The 23,782-nt window shown below is 60.2% G+C and carries 27 protein-coding genes and 1 other RNA gene; 10 read left to right on the forward strand and 18 right to left on the reverse strand.

Annotated features, from left to right (window positions below):
- Positions 1-8: 8 nt before the first annotated feature.
- A complete protein-coding gene (locus H6866_03700; protein USO08326.1) occupies positions 9-458 on the forward strand; it encodes a DUF2939 domain-containing protein in 450 nt (149 codons plus the stop codon).
- A 1-nt stretch (position 459) separates the two neighbouring features.
- Here the strand turns inward: H6866_03700 and H6866_03705 are convergent, their stop codons facing one another.
- Together H6866_03705 and H6866_03710 are read right to left on the reverse strand one after the other, a co-directional pair.
- The gene (locus H6866_03705) at positions 460-1,821 is read right to left on the reverse strand and encodes a cysteine--tRNA ligase (GenBank protein USO08327.1); all 1,362 of its coding nucleotides are present in this window, start codon (positions 1,819-1,821) and stop codon (positions 460-462) included.
- 32 nt (positions 1,822-1,853) lie between these two features.
- Complete coding sequence (locus H6866_03710) at positions 1,854-2,258, reverse strand: hypothetical protein (GenBank protein USO08328.1); 405 nt, start codon at positions 2,256-2,258, stop codon at positions 1,854-1,856.
- 79 nt (positions 2,259-2,337) lie between these two features.
- Between H6866_03710 and H6866_03715 the strand changes: the two genes are divergently transcribed.
- From H6866_03715 to H6866_03725, 3 genes are all read left to right on the forward strand, one after another.
- Complete coding sequence (locus H6866_03715) at positions 2,338-2,511, forward strand: zinc-finger domain-containing protein (protein USO08329.1); 174 nt, start codon at positions 2,338-2,340, stop codon at positions 2,509-2,511.
- Positions 2,512-2,723: 212 nt separating this feature from the next.
- Entirely contained in the window at positions 2,724-3,191 is a 468-nt protein-coding gene (locus H6866_03720; GenBank protein USO08330.1) for an Hsp20 family protein, read from the forward strand.
- The gene (locus H6866_03725) at positions 3,188-3,424 is read left to right on the forward strand and encodes a DUF1150 family protein (protein ID USO08331.1); all 237 of its coding nucleotides are present in this window, start codon (positions 3,188-3,190) and stop codon (positions 3,422-3,424) included. The genes H6866_03720 and H6866_03725 overlap by 4 nt, the downstream gene beginning before the upstream one ends.
- A 26-nt stretch (positions 3,425-3,450) precedes the next feature.
- On the opposite strand, the gene H6866_03730 is transcribed toward H6866_03725, so the two are convergent.
- A complete protein-coding gene (locus H6866_03730) occupies positions 3,451-3,924 on the reverse strand; it encodes a PTS sugar transporter subunit IIA (GenBank protein USO08332.1) in 474 nt (157 codons plus the stop codon).
- 184 nt (positions 3,925-4,108) lie between these two features.
- The gene (locus H6866_03735) at positions 4,109-5,122 is read right to left on the reverse strand and encodes an aspartate-semialdehyde dehydrogenase (protein USO08333.1); all 1,014 of its coding nucleotides are present in this window, start codon (positions 5,120-5,122) and stop codon (positions 4,109-4,111) included.
- A 176-nt stretch (positions 5,123-5,298) separates the two neighbouring features.
- Between H6866_03735 and H6866_03740 the strand changes: the two genes are divergently transcribed.
- Positions 5,299-7,626: a response regulator gene (locus tag H6866_03740; protein ID USO08334.1), complete on the forward strand. Its 2,328-nt coding sequence runs from the start codon at positions 5,299-5,301 to the stop codon at positions 7,624-7,626.
- Between the two features lie 12 nt (positions 7,627-7,638).
- Here the strand turns inward: H6866_03740 and H6866_03745 are convergent, their stop codons facing one another.
- The 12 genes from H6866_03745 to H6866_03800 all read right to left on the reverse strand — a co-directional run bounded on the left by H6866_03745 (position 7,639) and on the right by H6866_03800 (position 18,963).
- Positions 7,639-7,884, reverse strand: coding sequence for a hypothetical protein (locus H6866_03745; protein ID USO08335.1), 246 nt, complete (start codon positions 7,882-7,884; stop codon positions 7,639-7,641).
- A gap of 137 nt (positions 7,885-8,021) precedes the next feature.
- The gene (locus H6866_03750; GenBank protein USO08336.1) at positions 8,022-8,684 is read right to left on the reverse strand and encodes a hypothetical protein; all 663 of its coding nucleotides are present in this window, start codon (positions 8,682-8,684) and stop codon (positions 8,022-8,024) included.
- A gap of 105 nt (positions 8,685-8,789) precedes the next feature.
- Positions 8,790-9,512: a hypothetical protein gene (locus H6866_03755; GenBank protein USO08337.1), complete on the reverse strand. Its 723-nt coding sequence runs from the start codon at positions 9,510-9,512 to the stop codon at positions 8,790-8,792.
- 72 nt (positions 9,513-9,584) lie between these two features.
- A complete protein-coding gene (locus H6866_03760) occupies positions 9,585-10,112 on the reverse strand; it encodes a hypothetical protein (GenBank protein ID USO08338.1) in 528 nt (175 codons plus the stop codon).
- A gap of 80 nt (positions 10,113-10,192) precedes the next feature.
- Positions 10,193-11,155: a hypothetical protein gene (locus H6866_03765; protein ID USO08339.1), complete on the reverse strand. Its 963-nt coding sequence runs from the start codon at positions 11,153-11,155 to the stop codon at positions 10,193-10,195.
- Entirely contained in the window at positions 11,155-12,369 is a 1,215-nt protein-coding gene (locus tag H6866_03770) for a type II secretion system F family protein (GenBank protein USO08340.1), read from the reverse strand. The genes H6866_03765 and H6866_03770 overlap by 1 nt, the downstream gene beginning before the upstream one ends.
- Before the next feature lie 48 nt (positions 12,370-12,417).
- Complete coding sequence (tadA, locus tag H6866_03775; protein USO08341.1) at positions 12,418-14,151, reverse strand: Flp pilus assembly complex ATPase component TadA; 1,734 nt, start codon at positions 14,149-14,151, stop codon at positions 12,418-12,420.
- 15 nt (positions 14,152-14,166) lie between these two features.
- Positions 14,167-15,705, reverse strand: a complete 1,539-nt coding sequence (locus tag H6866_03780) for a choice-of-anchor D domain-containing protein (protein ID USO08342.1) — start codon at positions 15,703-15,705, stop codon at positions 14,167-14,169.
- Complete coding sequence (locus H6866_03785; GenBank protein USO08343.1) at positions 15,702-17,465, reverse strand: type II and III secretion system family protein; 1,764 nt, start codon at positions 17,463-17,465, stop codon at positions 15,702-15,704. Before H6866_03785 ends, H6866_03780 begins: the two co-directional genes overlap by 4 nt.
- 5 nt (positions 17,466-17,470) lie before the next feature.
- A complete protein-coding gene (locus H6866_03790; GenBank protein ID USO08344.1) occupies positions 17,471-17,857 on the reverse strand; it encodes a response regulator in 387 nt (128 codons plus the stop codon).
- A gap of 213 nt (positions 17,858-18,070) precedes the next feature.
- Positions 18,071-18,436, reverse strand: a transfer-messenger RNA (tmRNA) gene (gene ssrA, locus H6866_03795).
- Between the two features lie 26 nt (positions 18,437-18,462).
- A complete protein-coding gene (locus H6866_03800) occupies positions 18,463-18,963 on the reverse strand; it encodes a hypothetical protein (protein USO08345.1) in 501 nt (166 codons plus the stop codon).
- A 131-nt stretch (positions 18,964-19,094) separates the two neighbouring features.
- Here H6866_03800 and H6866_03805 point away from each other — a divergent pair, with 131 nt between their 5' ends.
- Genes H6866_03805 through H6866_03815 form a run of 3 tightly spaced genes read left to right on the forward strand, consistent with a single transcriptional unit; the run spans position 19,095 to position 20,553 of the window.
- On the forward strand, positions 19,095-19,889 hold the full coding sequence (locus H6866_03805) for a thymidylate synthase (protein ID USO08346.1): 795 nt from the start codon (positions 19,095-19,097) through the stop codon (positions 19,887-19,889).
- Positions 19,889-20,383: a dihydrofolate reductase gene (locus H6866_03810; protein USO08347.1), complete on the forward strand. Its 495-nt coding sequence runs from the start codon at positions 19,889-19,891 to the stop codon at positions 20,381-20,383. The genes H6866_03805 and H6866_03810 overlap by 1 nt, the downstream gene beginning before the upstream one ends.
- Positions 20,380-20,553, forward strand: a complete 174-nt coding sequence (locus tag H6866_03815) for a hypothetical protein (GenBank protein USO08348.1) — start codon at positions 20,380-20,382, stop codon at positions 20,551-20,553. Before H6866_03810 ends, H6866_03815 begins: the two co-directional genes overlap by 4 nt.
- 63 nt (positions 20,554-20,616) lie before the next feature.
- On the opposite strand, the gene H6866_03820 is transcribed toward H6866_03815, so the two are convergent.
- Together H6866_03820 and H6866_03825 are read right to left on the reverse strand one after the other, a co-directional pair.
- Positions 20,617-20,928, reverse strand: coding sequence for a hypothetical protein (locus H6866_03820; protein ID USO08581.1), 312 nt, complete (start codon positions 20,926-20,928; stop codon positions 20,617-20,619).
- Positions 20,928-22,097, reverse strand: coding sequence for an aminotransferase class I/II-fold pyridoxal phosphate-dependent enzyme (locus tag H6866_03825; protein ID USO08349.1), 1,170 nt, complete (start codon positions 22,095-22,097; stop codon positions 20,928-20,930). The genes H6866_03820 and H6866_03825 overlap by 1 nt, the downstream gene beginning before the upstream one ends.
- Positions 22,098-22,338: 241 nt before the next feature.
- Here H6866_03825 and H6866_03830 point away from each other — a divergent pair, with 241 nt between their 5' ends.
- Together H6866_03830 and H6866_03835 are read left to right on the forward strand one after the other, a co-directional pair.
- Positions 22,339-23,373, forward strand: a complete 1,035-nt coding sequence (locus tag H6866_03830) for a glycosyltransferase (protein USO08350.1) — start codon at positions 22,339-22,341, stop codon at positions 23,371-23,373.
- 116 nt (positions 23,374-23,489) lie between these two features.
- Positions 23,490-23,780, forward strand: a complete 291-nt coding sequence (locus H6866_03835; GenBank protein ID USO08351.1) for a hypothetical protein — start codon at positions 23,490-23,492, stop codon at positions 23,778-23,780.
- Positions 23,781-23,782 lie beyond the last annotated feature (2 nt).

Consider the following 23,782-nt stretch of genomic DNA (forward strand, 5'->3'; position numbering starts at 1 on the left):
TTCACGACATGCTCAAGACCATCATCGCTCTCACCGTGCTTGTCGCACTGGCCCTTTTCCTGTCGCCCTACTACACCGTCACGCGCCTTGCCGCCGCGCTGGAGGATGAAAACCCGAAGGCCGTCGCCACCTATGTCGACGTGCAGGCGGTACAGGCCTATCTTCAACGCGATCTGGCCGCGCGCGGACAGGCCGAAGGCGGCGGGCTTGGAAAAATGATCGGCAACTTGGCGGGCGCGGCGGCGGGGTCGCTGGTCACCCCGGATACGATGGTCGCCGTTCTCAAGGACCGCCAGCCGCGCGAGGCGCTGGGCATCAGCGATTCATGGAAACGCGTGCTGCGCGACGGCCACTGGATTTCAACGGATCAGTTCGTGCTGACCAGCCCTGAAGGCAAACCCGCAGCCTTGCTTACCCGTCACGGCGTAAACTGGCAGGTCACAGGCATCCGCCTGTAGCCTATTCAGCATACCATTCCGTACCGCCCGGCCCGTCCTTGAGCGTCACGCCCATCGCGGCCAGCACGTCACGCAACCGGTCCGATTCCGCCCAGTTTTTCGCGGCCCGCGCGGCGTTGCGTTCGGCCACCAGTTTCTCGACCGCCTGCGCATCGACGCGGCGCACGCGCCCCGTACGTTCAAGCGCCGCGCGCCACTCCGCCGGTGTCTCGGCAAGCAACCCCATGATCTGCGCCGACGCGCGCAAAGCCGCGCCGTCCCCGGCCTTGGCCAGCGCATGCAGCCGCGCGATGGCCAGCGGCGTGTTCAGATCGTCACACAACGCGTCGATAAAGGCCGCGTCCGGTTTGCCGCCTTCCGCCGCCTGCCCCGCAGCCTCGATGACCGCGTAAAAACGCGAAAGCGTGCGGACCGCTTCCTCCAGCCCCGCCTGCGTCCAGTCGAAGGGCTGGCGGTAATGCGTGGCCAGAAGCGCAAAGCGAATCGCCTCGCCCGGCGCGTGCGCGATCAAATCGTGGACCAGCAGCACGTTGCCGATCGACTTCGACATTTTTTCGCCCTCGACCGCCAAAAACCCGTTATGCAGCCACACCCGCGCGAAACCTGTATCGTCGTGCGCGCATACGCTTTGCGCGATTTCGTTTTCATGGTGCGGAAAGGTCAGGTCCAGCCCGCCGCCGTGAATGTCGAAATCGCGGCCCAGGAATTTTTCCGCCATCGCCGAGCATTCGATATGCCAGCCCGGCCTGCCGCGTCCCCACGGGCTTTCCCAACCCGGCTGGTCGTCGGAAGACGGCTTCCACAAAACGAAATCGGCGGGATCCTTTTTATAGGGCGCGACATCGACCCGCGCGCCCGCGATCTGCTCGTCGCGATTGCGCCCGGACAGGCGCCCATAATCCGGAAACGACGGCACGTGGAACAGCACATGACCTGTTGCTTCATAGGCGTGCCCGCGCGCGACAAGGCTTTCGATCAACGCGATCATCTCCGGGATCGTGTCTGTGGCGCGCGGCTGGCGATCCGGCGCAAGTACGCCCAACGCAGCCATGTCGGCGTTATAGATATCGGTGTATTTGCGCGTGATCGCATCGATCGGCTGGCCCGTTTCCTGCGCCGCGGCCATGATCTTGTCGTCGATGTCGGTAATGTTCGAAACATATTCGACCCGCCCGTACAACAAGGTCAAAATCCGTCGCAGCACGTCGAACACCACCGCGGGCCGCGCATTGCCGATATGCGCGTAGTTATAGACCGTGGGGCCGCAGACATAGACGCCGATGCGCGCGGGATCAAGCGGCTCGAAGACCTGTTTGCGGCGGCCGAGGGAATTGGTGAGCTTCAGCGTATGTGTCGTATCCATGATCGGGAGTAAACCCGATGCGGCGGGGTTTTTCAAACCACAAACGCCTTGAAGTCGGAAACCTGCCCGCTGCGGACATGGACGGGCACCGCGGTGCACCCTTCCAGCACCAGCAACGCCAACACATCCGACCCCGCGCCGATCTCGACATTGTCGAATATACCGATGCCTAGGATTGGCTTTTCCAGCGCCGCGCCGGAACGCAGCCTTGCGCGCGCCGCTTCGCGTTTTTCAAGACGCGTTTCCGACAGGTCTTCGTCGCCCTTGACGCGGCCGTCCGCGTCCAAAAGTTCGTGTGCGAACAAGCTGCGCCGCCAGTCCGCCAGCACGCGCGCGGCATCGACGCAGATTTCGGCATACCGGCCAGCCTGCGCCAACGCCACGGGGTTATCCGTAAAAACGGGCAAGGGCAAGGATGCGGATGACGGAACGGACATGACCAAAAAGCCTTGAAAACAGGGCAGGTTACCCTCAATGTATAGCCCGTAACCCGTAAGCAAAGCGTTAACCCTCGCCATGACCGCCGCCCCCAAAACCGCACCGACCCACATCCAGGTCCCCAAAGGCGCCGACGAAGTCGCCTGCGATGGCGGCAACGGCGCACTTGGCCACCCGCGCGTCTATTACAGCTTTGATAGCGCGGACACCGTGACCTGCGGTTATTGCGACCGGGTTTTCAGCAAAAAATAGACTCGCCCTTCAAGATTATAATCCTATATACTCCCCCTGCCGGTGCCATCGGGCCGGTGATACCGGTTTTTATTTCTTGATAAAAATCGGTATGAGGATTGCGACTGCAAGCCCGCGCGATAGCGCGAAGCCTGCGTTGCGTCTGAATGCTTTCGTCATCGAACGATGACGAAACGGCATGAATTTGTCGCTTCTTTGCAAAGGACAAGAAAATGACGCGCCTGACACTTTTTGATTCCCCGCTTTTTTTGGGCTTTGAGCATTTTGAACGCTCGCTCGACCGGTTGAAGAAATCCGGCGGCGACGGATACCCGCCCTATAACATCGAACAAATCGGCGAAAACGGCCTGCGCATCACGCTGGCGGTCGCCGGGTTTTCGATGGACGATCTCGACGTCGAGATCGACAACAACCAGTTGACGATTCGCGGCAGACAGACGGAAGAACCGGCGCGAATCTTCCTGCATCGCGGCATCGCCGCCCGCCAGTTCCAGCGCGCTTTTGTACTGGCCGACGGAATCGAAATCGGCGAAGCGACGCTGGACAACGGCCTGCTCCATATCGACCTGCGCCGCATCGTGCCGGAAAGCCAGGTCCAGAAAATCCGGATCCAGAAGGCAGGTACGAAAACGGCCAAACCGGCCGAAAAGATCATCGAGGTGGAAGGAAGACAGTCATGAACCGCATCACCGCGCCGCACAACGCCGCCGATATGATCCGCACCATGAACGCATCCGAATTCCAGGCCCTTGGCGTGCCTTTGGTCGCCTATGTCCGGCGCATCGACATGGGCGGCATTCCCGCCTATGCCCTGCACGGTGCCGATGGCACAAAGCTGGGGCTGGAGGCCAGTGAGGATCTGGCCGCGCTGGCCGCGCGCGAACGCGATCTGCTGCCGGTGATGGTGCAGTAGGCTTTAAAAAGGCAAATTACAAAAAATCAGGCCGCGCGGGTAAGCGCCATGTCGCGCGCGCGAAACAGATTGGCGACGCGCTCCGGCGTGTCGGCCTCGCGCAGCCGGGCCACGAAATCACGATCGCGTAAGGCGCGGATGATCGCCGAAAGATCGCGCAGATGCGCCTGCGCCTCGTGCTCCGGCGTCACCATCATATAGACAATGTCGCAGGGATGGGTTTCAACCCCACGAAACGCCAGCGGACGTTCCAGCCGCGCGAAAGCGCACAGGCGGCGCGGCGCGACATCAACCGGCACCCGCGCGCTGATCACGGCGATCCCGTCGCCGATCGCAGACCCGCCAGTGGTTTCCGCGTCCATCAGCAACTGGGCCATCGCCGCGGAATCGACCGCATGCGTTTTTTCCAGCATTCCGGTCATCTGGCGCAGCACATCCCGCACCTGAGCGGCGCGTACGGCAGTCAAAGTAATATCGGGAAGCGGGAACGGAACGGTCATGGTCGAATCAATCCTATACCGGTTCTACGGACGCAAACCTTAGACAAACTGCCGCACCGGAATCAAGAATTCTTTATTTTTTCCAAACTTCAGGCAAAAAGCTGAACTTGTACTTTTTGTTTCGGAAACTTTGCGCCCATGCGACTTCGCAGTTGCGAAATCGCGCCATATCCTTACGCGACAATCAAAGATATTTTTGCGCAAGGATCTCCGCGATCTGGACGGCGTTAAGCGCCGCGCCCTTGCGTACGTTATCCGCGACGCACCAGAAAGCCAGCCCGTTATCGACGCTGATATCCTGCCGGATACGGCTGATGAACACGTCGTCTTCGCCCGCGATTTCGGCGGGCGTCACGTATTCCATCTCGCTTTCGCGCTCGATCACCGTGATGCCGGGCGCCTTTTTCCAGGCCGCACGCGCGATTTTCGGCGTCATTTCGTCCGCGAATTCGGCGTGCACCGCCTCAGCATGACCGATAAAGACCGGCACCCGTACGCAGGACGCGGATACCTTGATGTCGGTACCCATGATCTTTTTGGTTTCCACCATCATCTTCCATTCTTCCTTGGTGCTGCCGTCGTCCATGAACACGTCGATCTGCGGAATGACGTTGAAGGCGATCTGCTTTTGGAAGATTTCCGGCTTCACCGCGTCGGAAACGAAGAATTTGCGCGACTGCTCGAACAATTCGTCCATCCCGTCCTTGCCCGCGCCCGACGTCGATTGATAGGTCGCGACCACCACGCGTTTGAGCGTCGCGATATCGTGCAGCGGCTTGAGCGCGACCACCATCTGGATGGTCGAACAATTGGGATTGGCGATGATATTGCGCTTTTTATAATCCGCGATCGCCTCCGGATTGACCTCGGGCACCACCAGCGGCACGTCCGGATCCATGCGAAAATGCGAAGTATTGTCGATGACCACCGCCCCTGCCTGCGCCGCCAGCGGCGCGAATTCCGCCGACACCTTTCCGCCAGGCGAGGACAGGACGATGTCGGTGCCACGAAAATCATACCCGTCCAGCGCCTCGACCTTCAAAACCTTGTCGTCCCCGAACGACACCTCGCGCCCCGCCGACTGACGGGAGGCCAGCGCCACCACCGTATCCGCCGGAAATTGCCGCGCCGCCAGCGTCGCCAGCATCTCACGCCCGACCGCGCCCGTGGCCCCGACAACAGCTACCTTCAAACCCATGCAAATCTCCAAAAAAACGTCTTTGAAAAGTCATAAGACCACGCCCGGGTTTTAGCGTCCATCCTTTTGAATTTAAAAAATTTTCATATTTTGCAGGTATCTTGGGGCGATGCCGAAAATCAGATAGAATCAACAGCGTCCATGACGTCCATTATGGTTAAAAAGGTCGAACACCAATGATTCAGGGCCTGCAGGCTGATTTCCTCTCGGTGATCGACACCGCGCCCTTCGGCTTCTGTCTGGTCAACGGCCGGGATTATTCGATCACCTATGCCAACCCGGCCTTCGGACCGCTGATCGGCTTTCGCGGAATCGTCAAAAACCAGCTTCTGGCCGAATTCTTCGGACCGGAAATCGAGATGGCGCTGTACAACCATCCCCGGTCCTTCGAGCACGAAATCGCGGTCCATATCGCGGAAATCAAGCAGGACCGCTGGATGCGGGTCAAGGGCGAGCTTCTGACCTACAAGGGCGTGCCGTCCTACGCCCTGTGGTTCCTCGACACCACCACGACCAAGATGTACGAGGAAAAACTTCTCGAAGCGATCCGCGCCTCCGAACGCGCGGCGGAGATGAAATCCAACCTGCTCGCGACCATGAGCCACGAGATCCGCACCCCCATGCAGGCGGTGTTCGGTTTTCTGGAGTTGATCGGACAGGAAAAACTCTCCCCCGCGATGGAGGAGATGATCAACACCGCCAAGGCTTCGGCCTCCGGCCTGCTTGAAATTCTCGACGACGTCCTTGATCTCGCCAAACTCGACGCCGACAAAATGGAACTCGACCAGTTCGAGGTGCCGGTGCGCATGCTCGCGCGCGGCACGGTCGAGGCGCTTTCGGTCAAGCGCCACGGCAATGTCGCGCTGCTCGACGATATCGAACAGGGCGTCCCCTTCGTCATCAAGGGCGACCCCAAGCGCCTGCGCCAAATCCTGATCAACTTCATGAGCAACTCGCTCAAATTCACCAAGGAAGGCTCGGTGACGCTGCGCGTCACCACGAACGCGAAGCACGTCAAGCCCGTCGACCCCGACGGTATCGTCATTCGCTTTGAAGTGGTCGACACCGGCATGGGCATGAGCGAGGAAACCTGCGCGCGCCTGTTCCAGTCCTTCACCCAGGCCGACAGCAGCACCACGCGAAAATTCGGCGGCACCGGCCTTGGCCTGTCCATCTGCAAAAAACTCGTGACCCTGATGGGCGGCGAGATCGGCGTTTATTCCGAAATCGGCAAGGGATCGACCTTCTGGTTCGAGATCCCGACACTTGCCATCCACACCTCCGACAACACCGTCAGCCTGCCCAAGCTCGACGGTCTGGCCGTGCTGGTGGTCGAGGATCATCCACAAGGACGCAAGGAAATCGTCTCCTCCCTCAAATCCATGGGCGCGGATGTCGAGGCATGTTCATTCTATCAAGAGGGTCTCGACCTCATCAAACGCCGCCCGTTCGACGTCGCGGTCATCGACCACGGCTTGCCCGACGGCAACGGGCTGGAGCTGATGCGCGAAATCAACGACCTGCGCCCGTCGACCGGCCTTGTCATGTACACGGTCCACGATGACTACGCGTTGCAGCACCAGATCAGGATGCTGGGCGCGACCTATCTTTCCAAACCGGCCAGCCGCCTCGGCCTTGGCGAAGCGGTCAAGGACAACGCGCGCCGCGGCTCGGAAATGCTGACCGGACCGCGCCGCCTGCTGATCGCCGAGGACACCGACATCGTGCGCAACATCCTGCAAAAGCAGATCGAATCGCTGGGCGGGGCGGAGGTCGATTTCGTGATCAACGGGGCGGAAGCGCTGGAAAAACTCAAGACCGGCGCATACGGCATCCTTTTCACCGATCTGCACATGCCGGAAATGGACGGCTACATGCTGGTGCGCGCGATCCGCGAACAGGAAGAGGCGGACCCGTCGCGCCCACGTCTGCCGGTGATCGTGCTGACTGCGGACGTCCAGATGGCGCAACGCCAGATCTATCTCAAGGAAGGCTTCGACGAATGCCTGCTTAAACCCGTAAGTCTGGGCCAATTACGCCACCTGCTGGTGCGCTGGGGCCTGATCTCGGAAAATCAGGGCATCGCCGCGTCCGAAGCGATGAAAACCCCGGATCCAGAACCCGCAGCGGCGGAACCGTCCGCGCCCGCCGCCAACGCCGACACGGGCCCGGCTATCGACCTTGAGGCCATGGCCGCGCAGATGGGCAGCGTCGATGCCGGTACGCTGGAAATGGTGGGTATGTTCTGCGACATGACCGAACCCGTGGTCGCCCGCATCCGTGCCGCCTATGATTCCGGCAATGCCCACGACCTTGAGGAAGCGGCGCACAGCCTGAAAGGCGCGGCACGTTCGGCTTGTTGCATGGTTTTGGGCGATATCGCCGCCAAGCTTCAGGACGACGCCAAGGATCTGGCGAAAAGCGCGCCACTGGTCCCCGCGATCGAACAGGAATTCGCCCGCGTGCGCGAGGAAGCCGCAAGGCTTCTCAAGCAATACGCCTGATAAGAAATTCCGCTAAGCCGCGTACGGATGCTTGGTCGAAGACAGGACGACGCTATCGCCCTCCGATACCGTGGTCTTGATTCTGCCATCGGCATAGACCGTGACGGTCGTCACCTGACCAGTGACACTGGTGGTCGAAGTCTGACTGACAATCGTGGTCGACGCGACAGTCGAATTCCCCGTCGACGATGTGGTCGAAACATTCTGCAGCGAAGCGGAAGCGCCCGGCAGGATGGAAGTGATAGCGCCAATGGCCATTTGCCCCTCCCATGACTGGTTATCAATTACCAGAACGGGTTCACGCTACGCCCAGGACAGGGACCATGACACAAAAAAATGGTTAAGCCCCGCATCTGCGGGGAAAACATTTCACAACCTGTTAAAATAATTGAATTTTATGGACAGGACGGCGCCACGCGTTTGATCCAGATACGCAGGCATTTCGACCCGTTGGTACAGCCATTCGTGCCATCGCCTTCGATATAATCCGACTCGCACTGGGTGAATTGCTCGTCGACCTTCTGCATTGCCTCGGCCAGATAGGGGTCGGTCGCGGTGGTCGAAATCTGGAAGAACACGCCCGTCACGTTCTGGCCGTCGATGGTCATGTTGGTGCCGTTGCGATAAATCCATGGCGTGAATAGCGCAGGCGTCGCAGGCATGAACCGGCCTGTATCGCCGCCGAACATCGGTTGGTGCTGATCGGTGTTGGCGCCGCCCGGATTGTTGCCGGGACAGCGCAGCCCTGCCACCGATTTGTCGGACGCGGCGTAACCGCTGGGCAAATAGGATGAATCCGGCTCAAGCGGATAATTGGCGTGATACCCGACGACGTTGATGTGATTGTCGCCTTCCGGGTATTGCAAGATGCAATCCTGAATTGCGGCGCGGATCAACTGCACCTGCCCGTTCAGCTCCGCCGCCAGCTTGAAACTGTTCTGGGTTTGCGCCTGCTGCGAGGCGGGCTGCATGAACACCGCCGTCAGCGCCGCGATCAGCGCGATCGCGATCAGAATGTAGATCAGCGCGCTGCCGCGCTGCGAACCGTGCCTGTTCATGCGAATCTCCCCGCTAATGCCCATATGATCATGACAGACAAACCCGGCGAAAAAAAGACAGGCCCGAAGCCGGGCCTGTCGAAAAGGAAAAGATGGCGGATAACCTTACCGCTCGGCCATCACGTAATAGAACACGTAACTGCCGCTCGACCCGTTCTGGAAGCAGCCGAACGCCTTGTTCGAGAACCAGTTGGGCGACGCCGGCGTATCCGAGGTCAGAACCGCGGTCTCGGTCGTCGGGTTTGTCGGCGCGGCGGTCGTGGCCGTCCGGTTGTTGCTGATGGTCAGCGCGGTATTGATGACCGGGATCGTCTCGTCCGAGTGAAGCTCCTTGTTCACGCGCGCGCAGATGCTTTGCGTGATGCCGTCGCCGAAGGCGATCAGCTCGTTGCCGCTGCCCGATCCGGTCTGGGACAGACCCAGAAGCGGAATTTCGAAATCCGCGTTGAACTTCCAGTCGATCGGTGTACCACCCGATGTCAGGTTGGCCGGAATCTGCTGATACGCCGCGCCCCCGCCCTGCGGGTGGAAGACGCCGCGCGATTCTTTGCCGACGAAGAAAGTATTACCGACGCCAGAGAATTCGTCCGGCCGGTTGAAATAGATGTCCAGCGGATCGATGCCCGAAATGATCAGGCGCAATACCGCCGTCCGCACCGAATTCGGATACTGAGTAAGCGACGCGGTGTTGATCACGTTGGTTTCCTTGGAAGCATCAGAACCCGATCGCGAAGATTGCGTGACCGCATAGGACAGCGCCGCGAACAGCGCCACCGCGATCAGGATCAGGAACAGCACGTTCCCGCTTTGTTGTCTGTGTTTTACCATTGTTTAACGCTCCTTTGTGTTGTCCGGGGCGGAAAAACCGCACCCACTGAATCCATTACTTCCATTAGGCCCTTACCCGGCGGGTTTGTCCACCCGCAAACGGTTAACGCTAAACGCCCCGAAAAGCCCCAGATTGTTTTTGCACTCGCGTCCGACGCATAAGGACTCGACCTGCAGACGCCAGCCGCGCCCGCCGTTGAACGCATGGCCGACTGCCTCGCGGAACGCGCCATATTTCGCGGTATCGGCGCTGCGCATCTCGATCCGGTTGGCCTGACCGACGAAATTGATTTGCGGATACAGGTCGGAAAGTTTTTTGGTGAAATCCTCCACCTCCGTGCCCGGAACCGGCACCTTGGTGATCACGGGCACGGTGGGAGTCAGGCTTTCGGCCTTCAGGATATCGGCACGCAGATGCAGGATGTTGCTGGCCTGCATGGTGACGTAGACGACGCAACACCCGGCCGCCAGCCACGCCGCGACTCCGGCGATGATGATGCCCTGTCCCGCGCGCATCGGCAATTGCTCAAGGAATACGTCAAGATCCTTGTACGCATTGGGCGAGAGATAGCGTTTGATGGTATCTTTATCGAATTTCAAGCGAATCGGGCCTCCGGGCACCGGGGGAGTCAGCGCATATTGTCCCCTATAATCATAATCTTGTGAAGATTAAAACCGCCTTATTGCGTGCCGCGGATGCGAACACGCCCGTCTTTTTCGACCCCGCCAACGGGGGCAGACCCACGCAGCGCTTCCGACGATCCGGCCGTATAGGCGGGGGGCACCAGCGCCTCCCATTCCACGGAACCGTCTTGCTTGACTTCATACCGCACCAGCGTGCCCTTAAGGCCGTACAGCGCGTCCAGAAGCTCCTGTATCCGGTTGAAATGCTTGAAAACATCGGATTCCAGCGCGGTCGAGGCGTTGGTCATCAGGTTGTTGGTGGCGGTATCGACCTTCGAACGCGCGTTTTCAAGCTGCGGTTGCAACAAAGCCGCCGCCAGATAGGTCACGATCATCAGTGCCAACGCGATCAGCGTCACGCTCAACCCGCTGTATAAAAGGATCCGGCCGGCCGCGCGCGACAGCTGGTCGGTGCGCAGATCCTTGTTGCGCCACGGCACCAGCTGGGCCATCAGCGGATTGATGGTCACGAAATTGGCGTCCAGCGATTGGACCCGCGGCAGGATCGTCCGCGATGGGCCTAAAAACAGCTGCATCCGCCCCGTTTCCGGGTCCCAGCGCAGGGCGCCCGCCTGCCCCTCATGCTCGTAAAGATAGACGGTTTCCTTATCCCAGTATTCCGAATTGCCCGGCAGGGCCGCGGCCAAAGGGCACCACGAATCCGGATCCGACGCCAACGCCGCGGACGGCACCGCCAGATACCAGCACCGCCCGGATTCGACCGTGAACACATAATGCACGCGCTCGGTCCCGCAGGCCTGCACGGCGGCATTCCACACCGCGCTTTCTTCAAGCCCGATCACGGCGGGCACCGACCCGGCGACCAGCTCGTGCGGCAACACCGGCGTCAACGTTGCAGGTACACGAGCGGTATCGCCCGCCGCCCGGTCAAGCATGGAAGGCTTGTTCGGCCTTTGGGCCGGCGCACCGGCATCAACAGCTGCAACGCTATCGCTCATCACGTCCCCATCAGGTCACTGACCATGCTGTCCATCGACATGTTCATGACGGTCAGCGCGAAAATCGCCGAACCGAATGCCAGCAACAGGTAAAGCGCGGTCAGGCCGAAAGCCAGCCAGACGATCAAGCTGTGCTTGGTTTTGGCCGCCTCCGTCCGCATTTCCGCGATGGACTCCATGATTGTAGCCACTTGAGCCAGGTCGGACAAGGTGGCGAGTTCCAGACGCTCGCCTCTTGAAAGCGGTTCGCGGTCAAGGGCGATGCCCAGACTGACGCCGCGCTGCAATTCCTCGTAACAGGTCAGCCAGTACTGCGTGACATCAGGCATCGACGTCGCCTGCGATGCCTGCTTGAAGGTTTCACCGATCGGCACGTTGCCGCGAATCATCCTTGCGCCCGCCGACATCGAATCGGCGAAGCCCAGATCACGCATGTAAGCCCCGATCAGCGGGATTTTGCGCACGATGCGCGCGGTCGGAAAGTCGGTTTTGCCGCGGTTGTACCAAAAAGACAGCAAGCACCAGATCATGAACGCGGCCATGCCGATGGCGATGACGATCAGCGCGTTCCAGGTCAATTCCAGATTGTGAACGACGCGGTTGAATTCCTCTAGTTTGGACGGGTCCTTGGGCGCATGGCCATGGAAATAGCCCAACACCATGTCTTTGCCCCAGATCATACCCTGCAGGATCGAAAACACGTCGAAGCCAAGCCACGCCATGGTCCCCTTGATCTTGGCCGAATTACGCCGTTTTTGCGTGATCGACTCGATCGCGTAGGGTATCCCTTCCGAAAGCTTGTTCGCCTTTTCCGACGCGGCAAGGATGGCCAGCGTGTTGTGCTCGAAGATGTTCAGCGATTTAAGCGCGTCCATCACGCCCAGACCTTGCGAAAGCGCCTCGCGCGCGGGGGCAAGGATGTTCTGGCGGCGCGGATTGGTTTCGGCGCTGATCATCTTCCACAGCGCGACGCCGGGGCTGGTCATGCCCGCGCGGAACTGGATGCCGCGCAAAAGCTGCACCTGCCACCAGCTCGACCGCGCCAGCATCCGCTCCATCGGGCTGCGCTGGTAAGGACGGATGGAAAGCGGGAACGCGCCCTTTTTGGTGATCTCGCGCCGCACATCGGCCAAAGTGGGCAGGAAATAGGCTTCGGTGACACGCTTGGTGCCCGAACGTGTCTCGTACGCGACTTCAGCCAGCCATTGCTGCATGTCCTGTTTCCTTCAAAACCCCGGCCCGGTTTTTCAATCGCGCGCGGATTATTCGTCGATATACAGGATGCCCGCGCGCGGATCGACCAGACCGCTGGTCATCAATTCGATCACGCCTTCGCGGCGCGAGCGGAAAATCACGCCCGGTTCGTCCAGCACATCATTCACGTTTTGTCTTAACGATTTGTAAACACCGTTGCGTTCGCTGACCGGCGCGGTAATCAAAAGCGCATCCAAAAGCAACGTCCGGCCAAGGATGCCTGTGCGGTTGCACAGATCGCACCCCGCCTGATTGTGCTTGGCCACCCCGGTATTGCCGGCAAGACCCAAACGAGCAAGCTCGACCTCGCTCAGCAATTCGTCCGCGCGCGTCTTGTGGGCGCATCCCTGACACAGGGTTTTGACCAGACGCTGGTTCAGGACAGCCTTGACCTGCTGCGCCAACGTATAGGTCGATGCCCGTTCGCGCTCGTGCGGCATCAGGGAGCGCAGACGCTCGAAAGTCTGCAACGCCGTGTCGGCGTGAATGGTCGAAATCACGGTGTGGCCGGATTCGGTCGCACGCAAGGCGGTTTCGACCGTTTCGCCGTCCCGCATCTCGCCGATGATGATGTAATCCGGGTCGTGACGCATCGATGCGCGGATCAGGTCGGCGAATTCCCCGCCCCGCATGCCGGGGCGCACCTGCCATTGTGTGGCATAGCGCAGCTCGTATTCGATCGGATCCTCGATGGTCAGCACGTGGCGCCGCCGCCGGTCGATCTGCTGGACGCAGGCGTAAAGGGTCGTGGTCTTGCCCGACCCGGTGGGACCGGACAAAAGGATCAACCCGCCGCCACCCTTGATTTCCGGCGAAAGCAGTTTTTCCAGATAATCCGAAACTTCGCCGTGGCGACGGAACAGTTCCTCGAATCCTTTAAGCCCGGCGCGGTCAAGCAAACGCAAGGTCAGCTTCTCGCCGTCCTGCCCCTGCGGCCCCGCCGCGACACGGACGTCGATCTGGCGCGCCTGCCACACAAACCCGAAACGCCCGTCCTTGGGCGTCGTCCGGTCGCCGAAATTGAGCCCCGCGTCGCGCTTGAGCAGCGTGGTCAGACGCGCCATCGCATCGGCGGGCAAAAGATGCATCGGCATAAGATCGCCGTCGATACGGTATTTGATCCAGTTCGGCGCATCGGGGTTGTTGTCCTGCACCAGATGGATATCCGATGCGCGCATCTGCAACGCCTCGGCCAGCATGTCGCGCAGAAACTGGTTGAGCATCAACCCGTTGTCGATGTCGGAAAGCCATTCCGCCAACGTCTTTTCGCAGCGGTCGGCCGAAAGATCGTGCACCGTGCGCAGCGTTTCGATCAACTCCGCCCGGTCCCAGATTTCCGTCTCAAGGCTTTCGACCCGGAACCCTGTGCGGCGCACGACCGAAACCAGCGTTTCCTTCTGCCGTTCGTTCATGTCGTGCAGAGGCGCGACCTTGAGCATGCCGCGATCAAGCCCGATCAGGTGGATCGACAAGGGCAGCCATGCCTGCACCGGCAAAATCGAACGCAACTGGTCGCCCGTCGCCGTGTCCTTGGCCCGCGCCTGCGTTTCTTCCTGCGTCAGGTTCAGCGCGCCGGCGGCGTCCAGCAATTGTTCGGTGGACCGGCTGATGCCCTGCTGCATCAGCATCTGCCGCTCGCGCGTCACCATGTCCAGATAACGCTCGCGCCCCTCGCCGGTGCGGCGCTGCCGGATGGTTTTTTCGCTGGCCTTTTCGGCCTGCCTGCCTTCGCTTTCGCCCATGGCGTCGTACGTCCGTTACTGCGTCGTGGTCGTGGTTGTCGTCGTCCCCGTCGAGGCCGCGCCGCTGTCGCTGCCCGAGCTCGTGACCGGCGCCGCGAGCGACCGGTCGAACACCAGAAGTACCTTGTTCTTGCCGCTGGTCATCGAAACGCCGTCACGCGTCACAGTAACCACCCATTCACGTCCCGCCAGCCGGATGGTCTGGCCGTCGCGCACCATGCGCGATCCGCCGGGACCGGAAATGATCGCGCCGCGCGTCGCCAGCGAGGTGATGGAATATCCGTCCAGCACCGGCGGCGAATTGTCGACCGTGGTCTGCTTCACCACTGTTTCCTTGGTGCCTTGCGGTGTTTCCACGGTTTCGACCACGCTCACGATCGGCTTGCTGTCGACATTGACGGTGGCGGTCGACGTGCCGCGGATCGGCAGCACCAGAACCCCGCGCGCGCCGGAATGGGAGATCTTGACGTCGTCGATGACCGTACCGCTTTTGGTCGGAAGCCAGCTGATGGTCAGGGGGCAGGCCTCGGTCGGCTCCAGCGTCATGCCCTCGATGCAGCCGTCATGCAAAATTTTGAGACCCTGCTCCGAACCCGAAAGCTCGATCTTGCTCAGCGTCAGCGGCGCATCGCCGATATTGACCAAACTGACCGCGATCGAGGATTGCGAAGCGATGTCCGCGCCGAAATTGATCTCCTCCTCCGACGCGACCAGCAACCCCTTGCCCGGCACGGGTTCAGGGAATTTCTTCGCAGCCTCGGTCGTCGCCGGGCTGAACGTGCCGGTGATGTTGGCGGTGGCGACGCCGGTCGCGCCCGTATGCTGGACCACCAGCGCGCCGGATGTCGGCCCGCGGGTCAGCGGCGACCACACGATCGAGGCGATGCACGACGCCCCGGCCTCAAGCCTTTTGCAATCGGTCTTGAGCGAGAAGCCCGACCCTTCAGGCGCGTCGATGAACAGATCGTTGACCGCGATTTCATCGGACGTGATGTTGCGCAGCGTGACTGAACGGATGATCGGGCGGCTGTCCTGCAGCTGGCCGAAATCGACGGTGGATGGCGTAATCTCGATGTCGCTGGCCTTGACCTGATTGTCGGCGCCCTGCTGCACCGTGCCATTGACCGAGGCGGTGACAAGACGCGAACGCCCGGTATGCCGCGCCAGGACCTCGACCCGGAACGGGCCGGATTGCAACCCCTTGACCTGCATCACCACCGCGCACTGCGCGCCGGTCGCCAGCGGCTCGGCCGAGCATTGATCGGAAAACATCTGCGCGGTCACGTTCGACGACGGGAACAGTTTGACGTCGCGGAATTCGACTTCCTGCCCGGAATCGTTGCGGAATTGCACGATCATGCTGGTATTGGTGCCCGGCTCGATGGTGCCCGCGTCGACCTTGGGATCGACCGCGACCAACCCGCCCGCCGTGCCTTGCTGGGCATCCATGCCCGGATCGCTGAATGCGTTTTGCGCGCGCGCGGAAGTCGGAGCGAAAGCCCCGCACAGCAACGCCGCCAGCAGCAGAATGTATGAAGCGCGAATCCGGATCATGGCGTGCCCCCCAGCGAGGGGTCGAGCATATTGCTCGGCAACGTCCCCATCGGCAGGTCGCTCGCCTGCCCCGATGGTTTGGGCGCCTTGCCGACCACGACGGGTTCGGGCGATACCGGTGCGATCACGGGCTTGGCACCGGTGTCGAGCGCCTTGCCCTTGTTGTCGATGGCGACCGTGCCATCATCCTTGATCGACGGATCGGGATTATACGGCTTTGGCACCACGACCTTGCGCGCAAGAACGGAACTCGGCACGCCGTCCGGCCCTTCATACTGGACCGCGTTGGGTAGCGGCGCGTTGGCCAGCGTAAGCAGTGCGCGCTCCTTCGCGTCTTTTTCGATTTCCTCGATCGGCTGATAGACGATGACGCGCGGCCGCAACAGGAACACCAATTCGGTATTCGACGTGGTGCCGGTGCGTGAAAATGGCAGGATCGGCTTGTTCATGCCGAGGCCCGATTTGTCGTACTGCTGACGTTCGCGCACCAGACCCGCGATCAGCACGCTGTCCCCGGGACGCACGCGCACCTGCGTCTTAAGCTGACGTTCCGCGGTTTTCGGCAAACGCAGTGTGCCGGTGCCCGCCGGGAAATCCTGGAATTCAAGCAATTGCTGCAAGTCGATGTCGATATCGCCGTAAACGGTGCCGTTATCCCACGACGATCCGATCTTGAGCGTAAAGCCGGTATCGACCTGCCCCGTGGTCGTCGACACGGTTTCGGAATTGTTGGTGGTGTTTTCGGTCCGGGTCAGCGAGGCGACATAGGCCTCGGTCTCCGCGACGCGCAATTCCGCCTCAGACCCCGAAAGCACGGTCAGTTGCGGCTGCGAAATCGTCTTGACCGAACCTTGCGTCGAAATGAAGCGCAACACGTCCCCGGTGGCGAGGTTGAGCACGCCGCGCGTCGGCAGACCGATCGAAATTGGCGTACCGAGATCCGAAAGCGTCGTGTTCTGGTCGAGCGAAAAACCGATATTATAGGCGCCGAGTTTCTCGCCCAGCTGGCTCCAGCGGATGCCCGCCGAATTGCCGCCGTCCAGACCGACCTCCCAGATATAGGTTTCATACACGATCATCGCGGTCGATTTGCGCAGACGCTCGAAATACTGCTCGGCCTTTTTCGCGGTCCGCTCGGTCGCGGTATAGATCATCGTGCGCGTGGTGGTATCGACCGTGCCTTCGGCCCCGGTGAACGCCTTGAGCCCCGTAACGATGGAATCATAGGTTGTATCGGCAGGCAGTGGCGGCAACGAAACGGTGAAGGTCTGGTTTTCCTTCACGGTCAGCACGCCATCGTCATACAGGCAGTACATATTGGCCAGCGAACAAACCTTATCGACCACCTTGTCGAGCGGACCCTTAAGGTTCGACACAGTAATCCCGGTCTTCATCCCCTTGTCGCTTTCAAACGCAAGCGGGATGTCGTAATCCGACAAAATCAGTTGCAGCGCGCCCGCCAGGTTTTCCGAACGCAGCTCGAACGGCCCGACCTCCTTGCTCGGCAGCGGGTCGCCCTCGTCCATCGCGGGCACCAGCACATCCTTGCCCAGCGGCACGATCATCACCCCGTCCGGCGTTTCGTTGAGCGCGTGGCGGCGTTCTTCCGGCGGCGTCGGCGCGGGAATCGACACGCCGCGTGGATCGGGCGCCTGCATCGGCGCGCAGGACGCAAGCACAAGCCCGCATGCCGCCGCGGCCGCCATCAGGGCGGTACGAAGGAGATGCGTTTGTGCGTTGATCCCTGTGCCTTTTCCCATGCGCGTCACGTCGATCGTTGTCGCATCTGGATCGCGCGCGCGACCATCGCGAGAAGCCGGTCTTTCTGCACCGGTTTCATCAAAATGGTCGCGACCTTGAAACGCGACGATTTTTCAAGGATGTCCGGGTTCTGGTCGCCGGTCACCAGAATCACCGGCTGCTGGAAATTGCGCGCGCGCAGGGCCGAAATGAACTCAAACCCGTCCGCCGGTTCCATGCGCACGTCGGCGATGATCACGTCGACAGATTCCGTCATCTGCTCGATGCCCTGATCGGCGCCCGACGCCTCAAGGCATCGATGCCCCGCATCGGTAAGAAATCGAACGATCTGCATCCGGACAAAATCATTATCCTCGACGACGAGTACGCTGTGAGAGACTGTATTGGACATAAGTGTTTGGTCGGGCCGACTGGATGGTGTGTGACCCCTGCGCGAGTAAAACGAATCACGCAAGGTATTCGTTAAAAGGTTATCATAAATCGCCCCCCCGTCTATACCCGTGTGTGGACATCGCTGTGCGCAAGAGTCTGGAAGCGCCTGACTCTTGTATGAAAAATGAAACGGCTGACGGAGGGGGAACAGCACAAAAGACGCAAAAAAGAAAATGGGCCGGTTCTGTTGCTAGGTCGGCCCGCACCCCACCTCAGGCGGCTAAGCCAAAGGGATTCTACTGAGTGGTCTTTCGCACCGCTTAGGCGGCGAGAGCAACCGGAGCATAGTTGTCGTTGGCAACTACTTGTATGGCCCGTTTAAAGGCGGACACCATTCCTGACACCGCAAAACGCCTTTATTACCCATGTCGATCCTAAATCGGCCCCACAAAAATCCCCACATATGGGGGACTTGTGGTGGAGCCGCCGGGCTCTGCCCCCGGGTCCATTAGGCCTATTCCGCATCCGCGTGTAGCGTCATAGCCGGATCGAAACCCGGCATGTTCAATATACCACAAATGCGCTGATTTTCAAGAAAACACAGGAGGTTTTACATGACCGGTTTTACATGACTGGCCGGGGGGCGGGCGGCGGATCATAGGCGAAGGGTACACCCCACGCCGCCATGGTCGCATACATGCGCCGGTCGTTGGCTCCCCACTGGCGCGGCGCGCTGGAAAGATACCCGCCGCCATGCTCGTCGTCGATGGTCATGAACGCGGCCGCGCTGTTGGTGTCCTGCTTGTGCAGGATGGGCTCGAATTCCGGATCGCGAGTTTCCACGAACGCCTTGAATTGCGTATTGCGCATCATCACCAGCGGCAACACCAGGGACATGTTTTCCTCCGGCTTGGAGGAATGGAGCAAAACCCTGTATCCGCGTTTTTCAGCTTCGGTCAGGAACTCAAACAACTCCAGATTAAGCCCGCGGCGGTGGTTGGCGTCGATCAGCGTGCCGTTGATATCGACCAGAATGGTCTGCTCCGCGCCGTTTTCGGGCAGCACATCGCCCATCCCGATATCGGGGAAAGCCTGTTTTAAAAACTGGTCGGTCAGTTGCGCCATGGCGCCATTAAACCCCATCTTTATAATTATGTCAAATATATAGATGGGGATGAGCGCGAAGGTTTCGTCACGCCACCGCCGGCGGTTGCCTATAATAATGTTCACGCTGAAACAATCCGGAGCCGCCCGCCATGAAACAATATCTCGACCTGATGCGCCACGTGCTGGAAAACGGCGCGAAGAAAGAGGACCGCACCGGCACCGGCACACTTTCGGTTTTCGGCTATCAGATGCGCTTTGACCTCTCGAAAGGCTTCCCGCTGGTCACGACCAAGAAACTGCACCTCAAATCCATCATTCACGAATTGCTGTGGTTTTTGGCTGGCGATACGAACATCAAATACCTGAAGGACAACGGCGTGCGCATCTGGGACGAATGGGCCGATGAAAACGGCGACCTTGGACCCGTCTACGGCTATCAATGGCGCTCGTGGCCCGCGCCGGACGGAGCGCATATCGACCAGATCGCCAATCTGGTGAACATGATCAAAAAAAACCCGGATTCCCGCCGCCTGATTGTTTCCGCCTGGAACCCGGCCCTGATCGAGCAGATGGCCCTGCCGCCCTGCCACTGCCTGTTCCAGTTCTATGTCGCGGACGGCAAACTCTCCTGCCAGCTATACCAGCGTTCCGCCGATATTTTCCTGGGCGTGCCGTTCAACATCGCCTCCTACGCCTTGCTGACCATGATGATCGCGCAGGTCTGCGGCCTCAAACCCGGCGATTTCGTGCACACCTTCGGCGACGCGCATTTGTACAGCAACCATCTCGAACAGACGAAGGAACAGCTTTCGCGCGATCCCAAACCCCTGCCCGAAATGCACCTGAACCCGCACGTCACCAACCTGTTCGACTTCAAATTCGAGGATTTTGAACTGGTGGGTTACGAATCGCACCCCCACATCAAGGCGGCGGTCGCGGTCTGATGCCGGTGCCCATCGCCCTGATCGCGGCCATGGCCGAAAACCGCGTAATCGGCGCGGACAATAAACTGCTTTGGCATATTCCGGCAGATTTCAGGCATTTCAAGGCCACAACCATGGGCAAGCCGGTGATCATGGGCCGCAAAACCTATGATTCCATCGGCAAACCCCTGCCCGGTCGCACCAATATCGTCATCACCCGCAATGCCGCATGGACGGCGGAAGGTGTAAAAACCGCCACGACGCTGGAACAGGCCATCGAAACGGCACAGGCCGAAAACCCGCCCGAAATCATGATCATCGGCGGCGCGCAGGTCTATGCGGCGGCGTTACAGTTTGCAACACGGGTTTACTTGACCCTGATACACAGGGTTTATAATGGTGATGCGTTGTTTCCCCTTTTGTCCCCGGACGAATGGACGGAAACCGCGCGCACCAACAATGATTCCGACCCCGCCTTCGATTTCATCACCTATCAACGAAAGTCCGCCGTATGACCACGAACGCCACGCCGAAATTCTATAAACCTGTTTTCGGCAACGACAATTTTCTGGGCCCGCGCGACGCCGTCGATATCACAAATTTCGCAAGCCCGGCGATGACCGCCGCCGACCCGGCACTTGGCCAGCCCGTGCAGCAACCCGCGCGCAAAACCGAAAAGGCCTGATCCACAGGAACCGGCACAAAAACAAAGGCGCCCATGGGCGCCTTTTTTATCCTTCGCCGCAATTCAGTTTTTTGCAAATAAAGACTCGAAACTCGGCCCGATTCTGCACGGGATGATTTCGATGTCCTGCCATACTTTTCCGGTTACATACGGCTCGACACGCAGCCACGCATCCAAAGTCGCCCGGTCGGGAAAATCGACGATCATGACCGAACCCTTCATTGCCCCATCCTCGTTCAACATAGCTGCGCCAAGCAGTTGTTCGCCGCGTTTGATCGCTTCGTTACTCAAGGCAATATGCTGTTCGCGTACGGCCAACCGCCGCTTCAACGCATCTGCGTCCCCACCGTCCCGGGCAATGACAAGAAACTGCATCACGCGCTCTTTCTGTTCCATCCACGCATGAAATCATGGATCCGCGCGCAGGCTTTTTCAATGTCCTCGGTCGATCCGGCGAAACTGATGCGCAACGTCTGGTGCCCGCGCTTAAGATCGAAATCCGTCCCCGGCGTGGCCGCAACCCCCGCCTGATCGAGCAACCCGCGGCAGAACGCCTCGGAATCGTCGGTCAGATCCGAGATGTCGGCATACAGATAAAACGCCCCCTCGACATGCGACAGGCGCGTGATCCCCGCCTTGGGCAGTTCGCGTTTCAATATCTCCAGATTGCGCTTGTACCGCGCGACATAGCCGTCAAGCACGTCCAGATGGTCGAAGCATTTAAGCGCGACATGCTGCGCCAAAGTCGGCGGCGCGACGAACAGGCTTTCGCACAGGCGCTTGACCCGGTCGACCACGTCTTCGGGCAGCACCAGCCACCCGATACGCCACCCGGTCATCGCGAAATATTTGGAAAAGCTGTTGACGCTGATCGCCTCGTGACTGGTACGCAAAACAGTATCCGCCGGTTCGCCATAGGTAATGCCGTGATAAAGCTCGTCCGCGAACAGGCGTACCCCGTGCGACTGGCACCAATGCGTCAGCGCCGCCAGATCCTCGCGTCCGATCATCGTGCCGGTGGGGTTGGACGGGTTGCCGATGATCAAGCCCTGCGGCTTATGCGGCAACGCCTCCAGCCGGGCGATGGTGGGTTGATAATTTTCCTCCAGCGTCGCGGGAATTTCGAGCGCCTTGCACCCCAGCGCGGTCAGGATGTTGCGATAGGCGGGATAGGCCGGCGCCGCCATCGCCACATGATCGCCCGCATCCAGCGTGGCGAGGAAAGAAAGCATCAGCCCGCCCGATCCGCCGACGGTGATGACCACGTTTTTGGGATCGACCTGCACGCCGTAACGGTCGGCGTAATGCTGGGCGATGCGCAGCTTGAGCGCGGGGATGCCCGTGGCCTCGGTATAGCCGAGATTGCCGGAGCGCAGAATTTCGGCGGCGGCATCAAGCGCGGCCTGCGGCGCGCCGACCGAGGGTTGCCCCGCCTCCAGATGCACGATGTCCTCGCCCGCCGCCACACGCTCGTTAACGGCGCGCAGGATATCGAGAACGCGAAAAACAGGAATGTCGGAACGGGAAGACAGCTTGATGGACATGATGAAAACCGTGGCGTTAAGGGTTTGGGAAAATCGTGACGGCGCGTGGGGCCGGTGACGATTTCAGGAATCGGAAAGAAGGGGAGAGATCAGGCGCGGCGTAGCCTGACGGCTCGCGCGTCAAGAAGGGATGCGGCGAAGACGGCCGCGCTGTTTTGAAGGATGTAACCCCTGTACATGCGACAAGCACAGCACATAAAGGCGTTGCCACGCAAGGGGTTTACGGCTTTTATCGGCAATCATGAAGATTCTTCATATCATGGCCGGGTCGGCCGCGGGTGGCGCGGAAAACGCCTTCGTCGAACTGGTCGCCGCGCAAAAAGCCGCCGGGTTCGACGTCCGCGCCGCATGCCGCCCCAATCCGCGCAACGCGCTTTTGCGCGATGCTGGCGTGACGCTGACCGAACTGCCCTTTGGTGGTGTCTTCGATTTCCGCACCACCCCGGCCCTGCGCGCACTGATCCGCGAAACCCGGCCCGCCGTGCTTGTAAGCTGGATGAACCGCGCCGCGAAAAAACTGCCCAGGAATACGGGCACAGCTTGGGTCGCGCGGCTGGGCGGTTATTACGACTTGAAATATTATCGCGGCGTCGACCGTTTCGTGGTCAACGCGCCCGACATCGGCCGCTGGATGACCGATCAGGGCATCCCGGCGGAAAAAATCGCCTTTATCCCGAATTTCGCGGAAATTCCGGCGCGGGCCGAACCCGTCCCGCGCGTTGATTTGCAAACGCCGGATGACGCCTTTGTCGTCCTGACCCTCGCGCGGCTGCACCCGAACAAGGCGATCGACACATTGCTGCGCGCCTTTGCCGGAACGCCGTCCCGCGCCGTACTGTGGATCGCGGGCGAGGGGCCGGAGCGCGCAAAGCTGGAAACCCTTTCCCGCGACCTCGGCGTGGCGGAGCGCGTCCGCTTCCTTGGCTGGCGCGAGGACCGCTGGAACCTGCTGGCCGCCTGCGACGCCTTCGTCTTGCCTTCGCGCCACGAACCTTTCGGCAACGCCTTCATGCAGGCATGGGCTGCCGCGCGCCCGCTGGTTACCACCGCGACCGCCGGTCCCGCATATTACGCCCGCGACGGTGAAAACGCGCTTGTCGTGCCCATCGACGACGTCCCGGCACTGGCAGCGGCGCTCACACATCTATATGAAGACCGGAATTTGCGCGAAAAACTGGCCGGCGCAGGCCGCGCGACTTACAACCAAGCCTTTGATAAAGAAAAGATTTTAAGCCAATGGCAGGGATTGTTTGAAATCCTGGCCCGTCAGGCGTAAGAAACTGAAAAAAAGCTTAATAAATTCTTGCATTAGCGTTATGAAAATATTAATATCCTGTCGCTAGGATGGGCGCCGTAGCTTGTCCCATTATATGGCCATAAAAGGTTTAACAGATGTTTGATAGCGCGCTTCTTGTCATCGACGAACAGGCACGGCCCGTTCTGATCATTCCCCAGGAATTACCCGAAGGAAACACCTTCGTGAACATCGTCGAGGGCGGCATCGACATCGGCGTGGGCAACAAGGTTTATGGCGCGGTGCGCGAAATGCACGACACATCCCTCGCGCTGCTCGGTCTGCAGGATGAACTCGGCCTCGCCACCTTTCGGGGCGAAACGCCGGACGAACAAATGCCCGACGAAATCCAGTATGTCGCGACCGTAACCGATACCCGCACCCAATAACG

The organism is Rhodospirillales bacterium (assembly GCA_023898805.1).
In the GTDB taxonomy this organism is placed as follows: Bacteria; Pseudomonadota; Alphaproteobacteria; order Micavibrionales; family UBA1664; genus UBA6145.

Bases quoted from the DNA above. Each gene is read 5' to 3' on its own strand.
- H6866_03805 (USO08346.1), top strand. From the start codon at position 19,095: ATGAAACAATATCTCGACCTGATGCGCCACGTGCTGGAAAACGGCGCG.
- H6866_03830 (USO08350.1), top strand. From the start codon at position 22,339: ATGAAGATTCTTCATATCATGGCCGGGTCGGCCGCGGGTGGCGCGGAA.
- H6866_03755 (USO08337.1), bottom strand. From the start codon at position 9,512: ATGGTAAAACACAGACAACAAAGCGGGAACGTGCTGTTCCTGATCCTG.
- H6866_03705 (USO08327.1), bottom strand. From the start codon at position 1,821: ATGGATACGACACATACGCTGAAGCTCACCAATTCCCTCGGCCGCCGC.
- H6866_03770 (USO08340.1), bottom strand. From the start codon at position 12,369: ATGCAGCAATGGCTGGCTGAAGTCGCGTACGAGACACGTTCGGGCACC.
- H6866_03815 (USO08348.1), top strand. From the start codon at position 20,380: ATGACCACGAACGCCACGCCGAAATTCTATAAACCTGTTTTCGGCAAC.
- H6866_03765 (USO08339.1), bottom strand. From the start codon at position 11,155: ATGAGCGATAGCGTTGCAGCTGTTGATGCCGGTGCGCCGGCCCAAAGG.
- H6866_03820 (USO08581.1), bottom strand. From the start codon at position 20,928: ATGCAGTTTCTTGTCATTGCCCGGGACGGTGGGGACGCAGATGCGTTG.
- H6866_03740 (USO08334.1), top strand. From the start codon at position 5,299: ATGATTCAGGGCCTGCAGGCTGATTTCCTCTCGGTGATCGACACCGCG.
- H6866_03735 (USO08333.1), bottom strand. From the start codon at position 5,122: ATGGGTTTGAAGGTAGCTGTTGTCGGGGCCACGGGCGCGGTCGGGCGT.
- H6866_03825 (USO08349.1), bottom strand. From the start codon at position 22,097: ATGTCCATCAAGCTGTCTTCCCGTTCCGACATTCCTGTTTTTCGCGTT.
- H6866_03810 (USO08347.1), top strand. From the start codon at position 19,889: ATGCCGGTGCCCATCGCCCTGATCGCGGCCATGGCCGAAAACCGCGTA.
- H6866_03790 (USO08344.1), bottom strand. From the start codon at position 17,857: ATGTCCAATACAGTCTCTCACAGCGTACTCGTCGTCGAGGATAATGAT.
- H6866_03745 (USO08335.1), bottom strand. From the start codon at position 7,884: ATGGCCATTGGCGCTATCACTTCCATCCTGCCGGGCGCTTCCGCTTCG.
- H6866_03720 (USO08330.1), top strand. From the start codon at position 2,724: ATGACGCGCCTGACACTTTTTGATTCCCCGCTTTTTTTGGGCTTTGAG.
- tadA (USO08341.1), bottom strand. From the start codon at position 14,151: ATGGGCGAAAGCGAAGGCAGGCAGGCCGAAAAGGCCAGCGAAAAAACC.
- H6866_03700 (USO08326.1), top strand. From the start codon at position 9: ATGCTCAAGACCATCATCGCTCTCACCGTGCTTGTCGCACTGGCCCTT.
- H6866_03730 (USO08332.1), bottom strand. From the start codon at position 3,924: ATGACCGTTCCGTTCCCGCTTCCCGATATTACTTTGACTGCCGTACGC.
- H6866_03800 (USO08345.1), bottom strand. From the start codon at position 18,963: ATGGCGCAACTGACCGACCAGTTTTTAAAACAGGCTTTCCCCGATATC.
- H6866_03785 (USO08343.1), bottom strand. From the start codon at position 17,465: ATGGGAAAAGGCACAGGGATCAACGCACAAACGCATCTCCTTCGTACC.
- H6866_03725 (USO08331.1), top strand. From the start codon at position 3,188: ATGAACCGCATCACCGCGCCGCACAACGCCGCCGATATGATCCGCACC.
- H6866_03780 (USO08342.1), bottom strand. From the start codon at position 15,705: ATGATCCGGATTCGCGCTTCATACATTCTGCTGCTGGCGGCGTTGCTG.
- H6866_03750 (USO08336.1), bottom strand. From the start codon at position 8,684: ATGAACAGGCACGGTTCGCAGCGCGGCAGCGCGCTGATCTACATTCTG.
- H6866_03715 (USO08329.1), top strand. From the start codon at position 2,338: ATGACCGCCGCCCCCAAAACCGCACCGACCCACATCCAGGTCCCCAAA.
- H6866_03835 (USO08351.1), top strand. From the start codon at position 23,490: ATGTTTGATAGCGCGCTTCTTGTCATCGACGAACAGGCACGGCCCGTT.
- H6866_03710 (USO08328.1), bottom strand. From the start codon at position 2,258: ATGTCCGTTCCGTCATCCGCATCCTTGCCCTTGCCCGTTTTTACGGAT.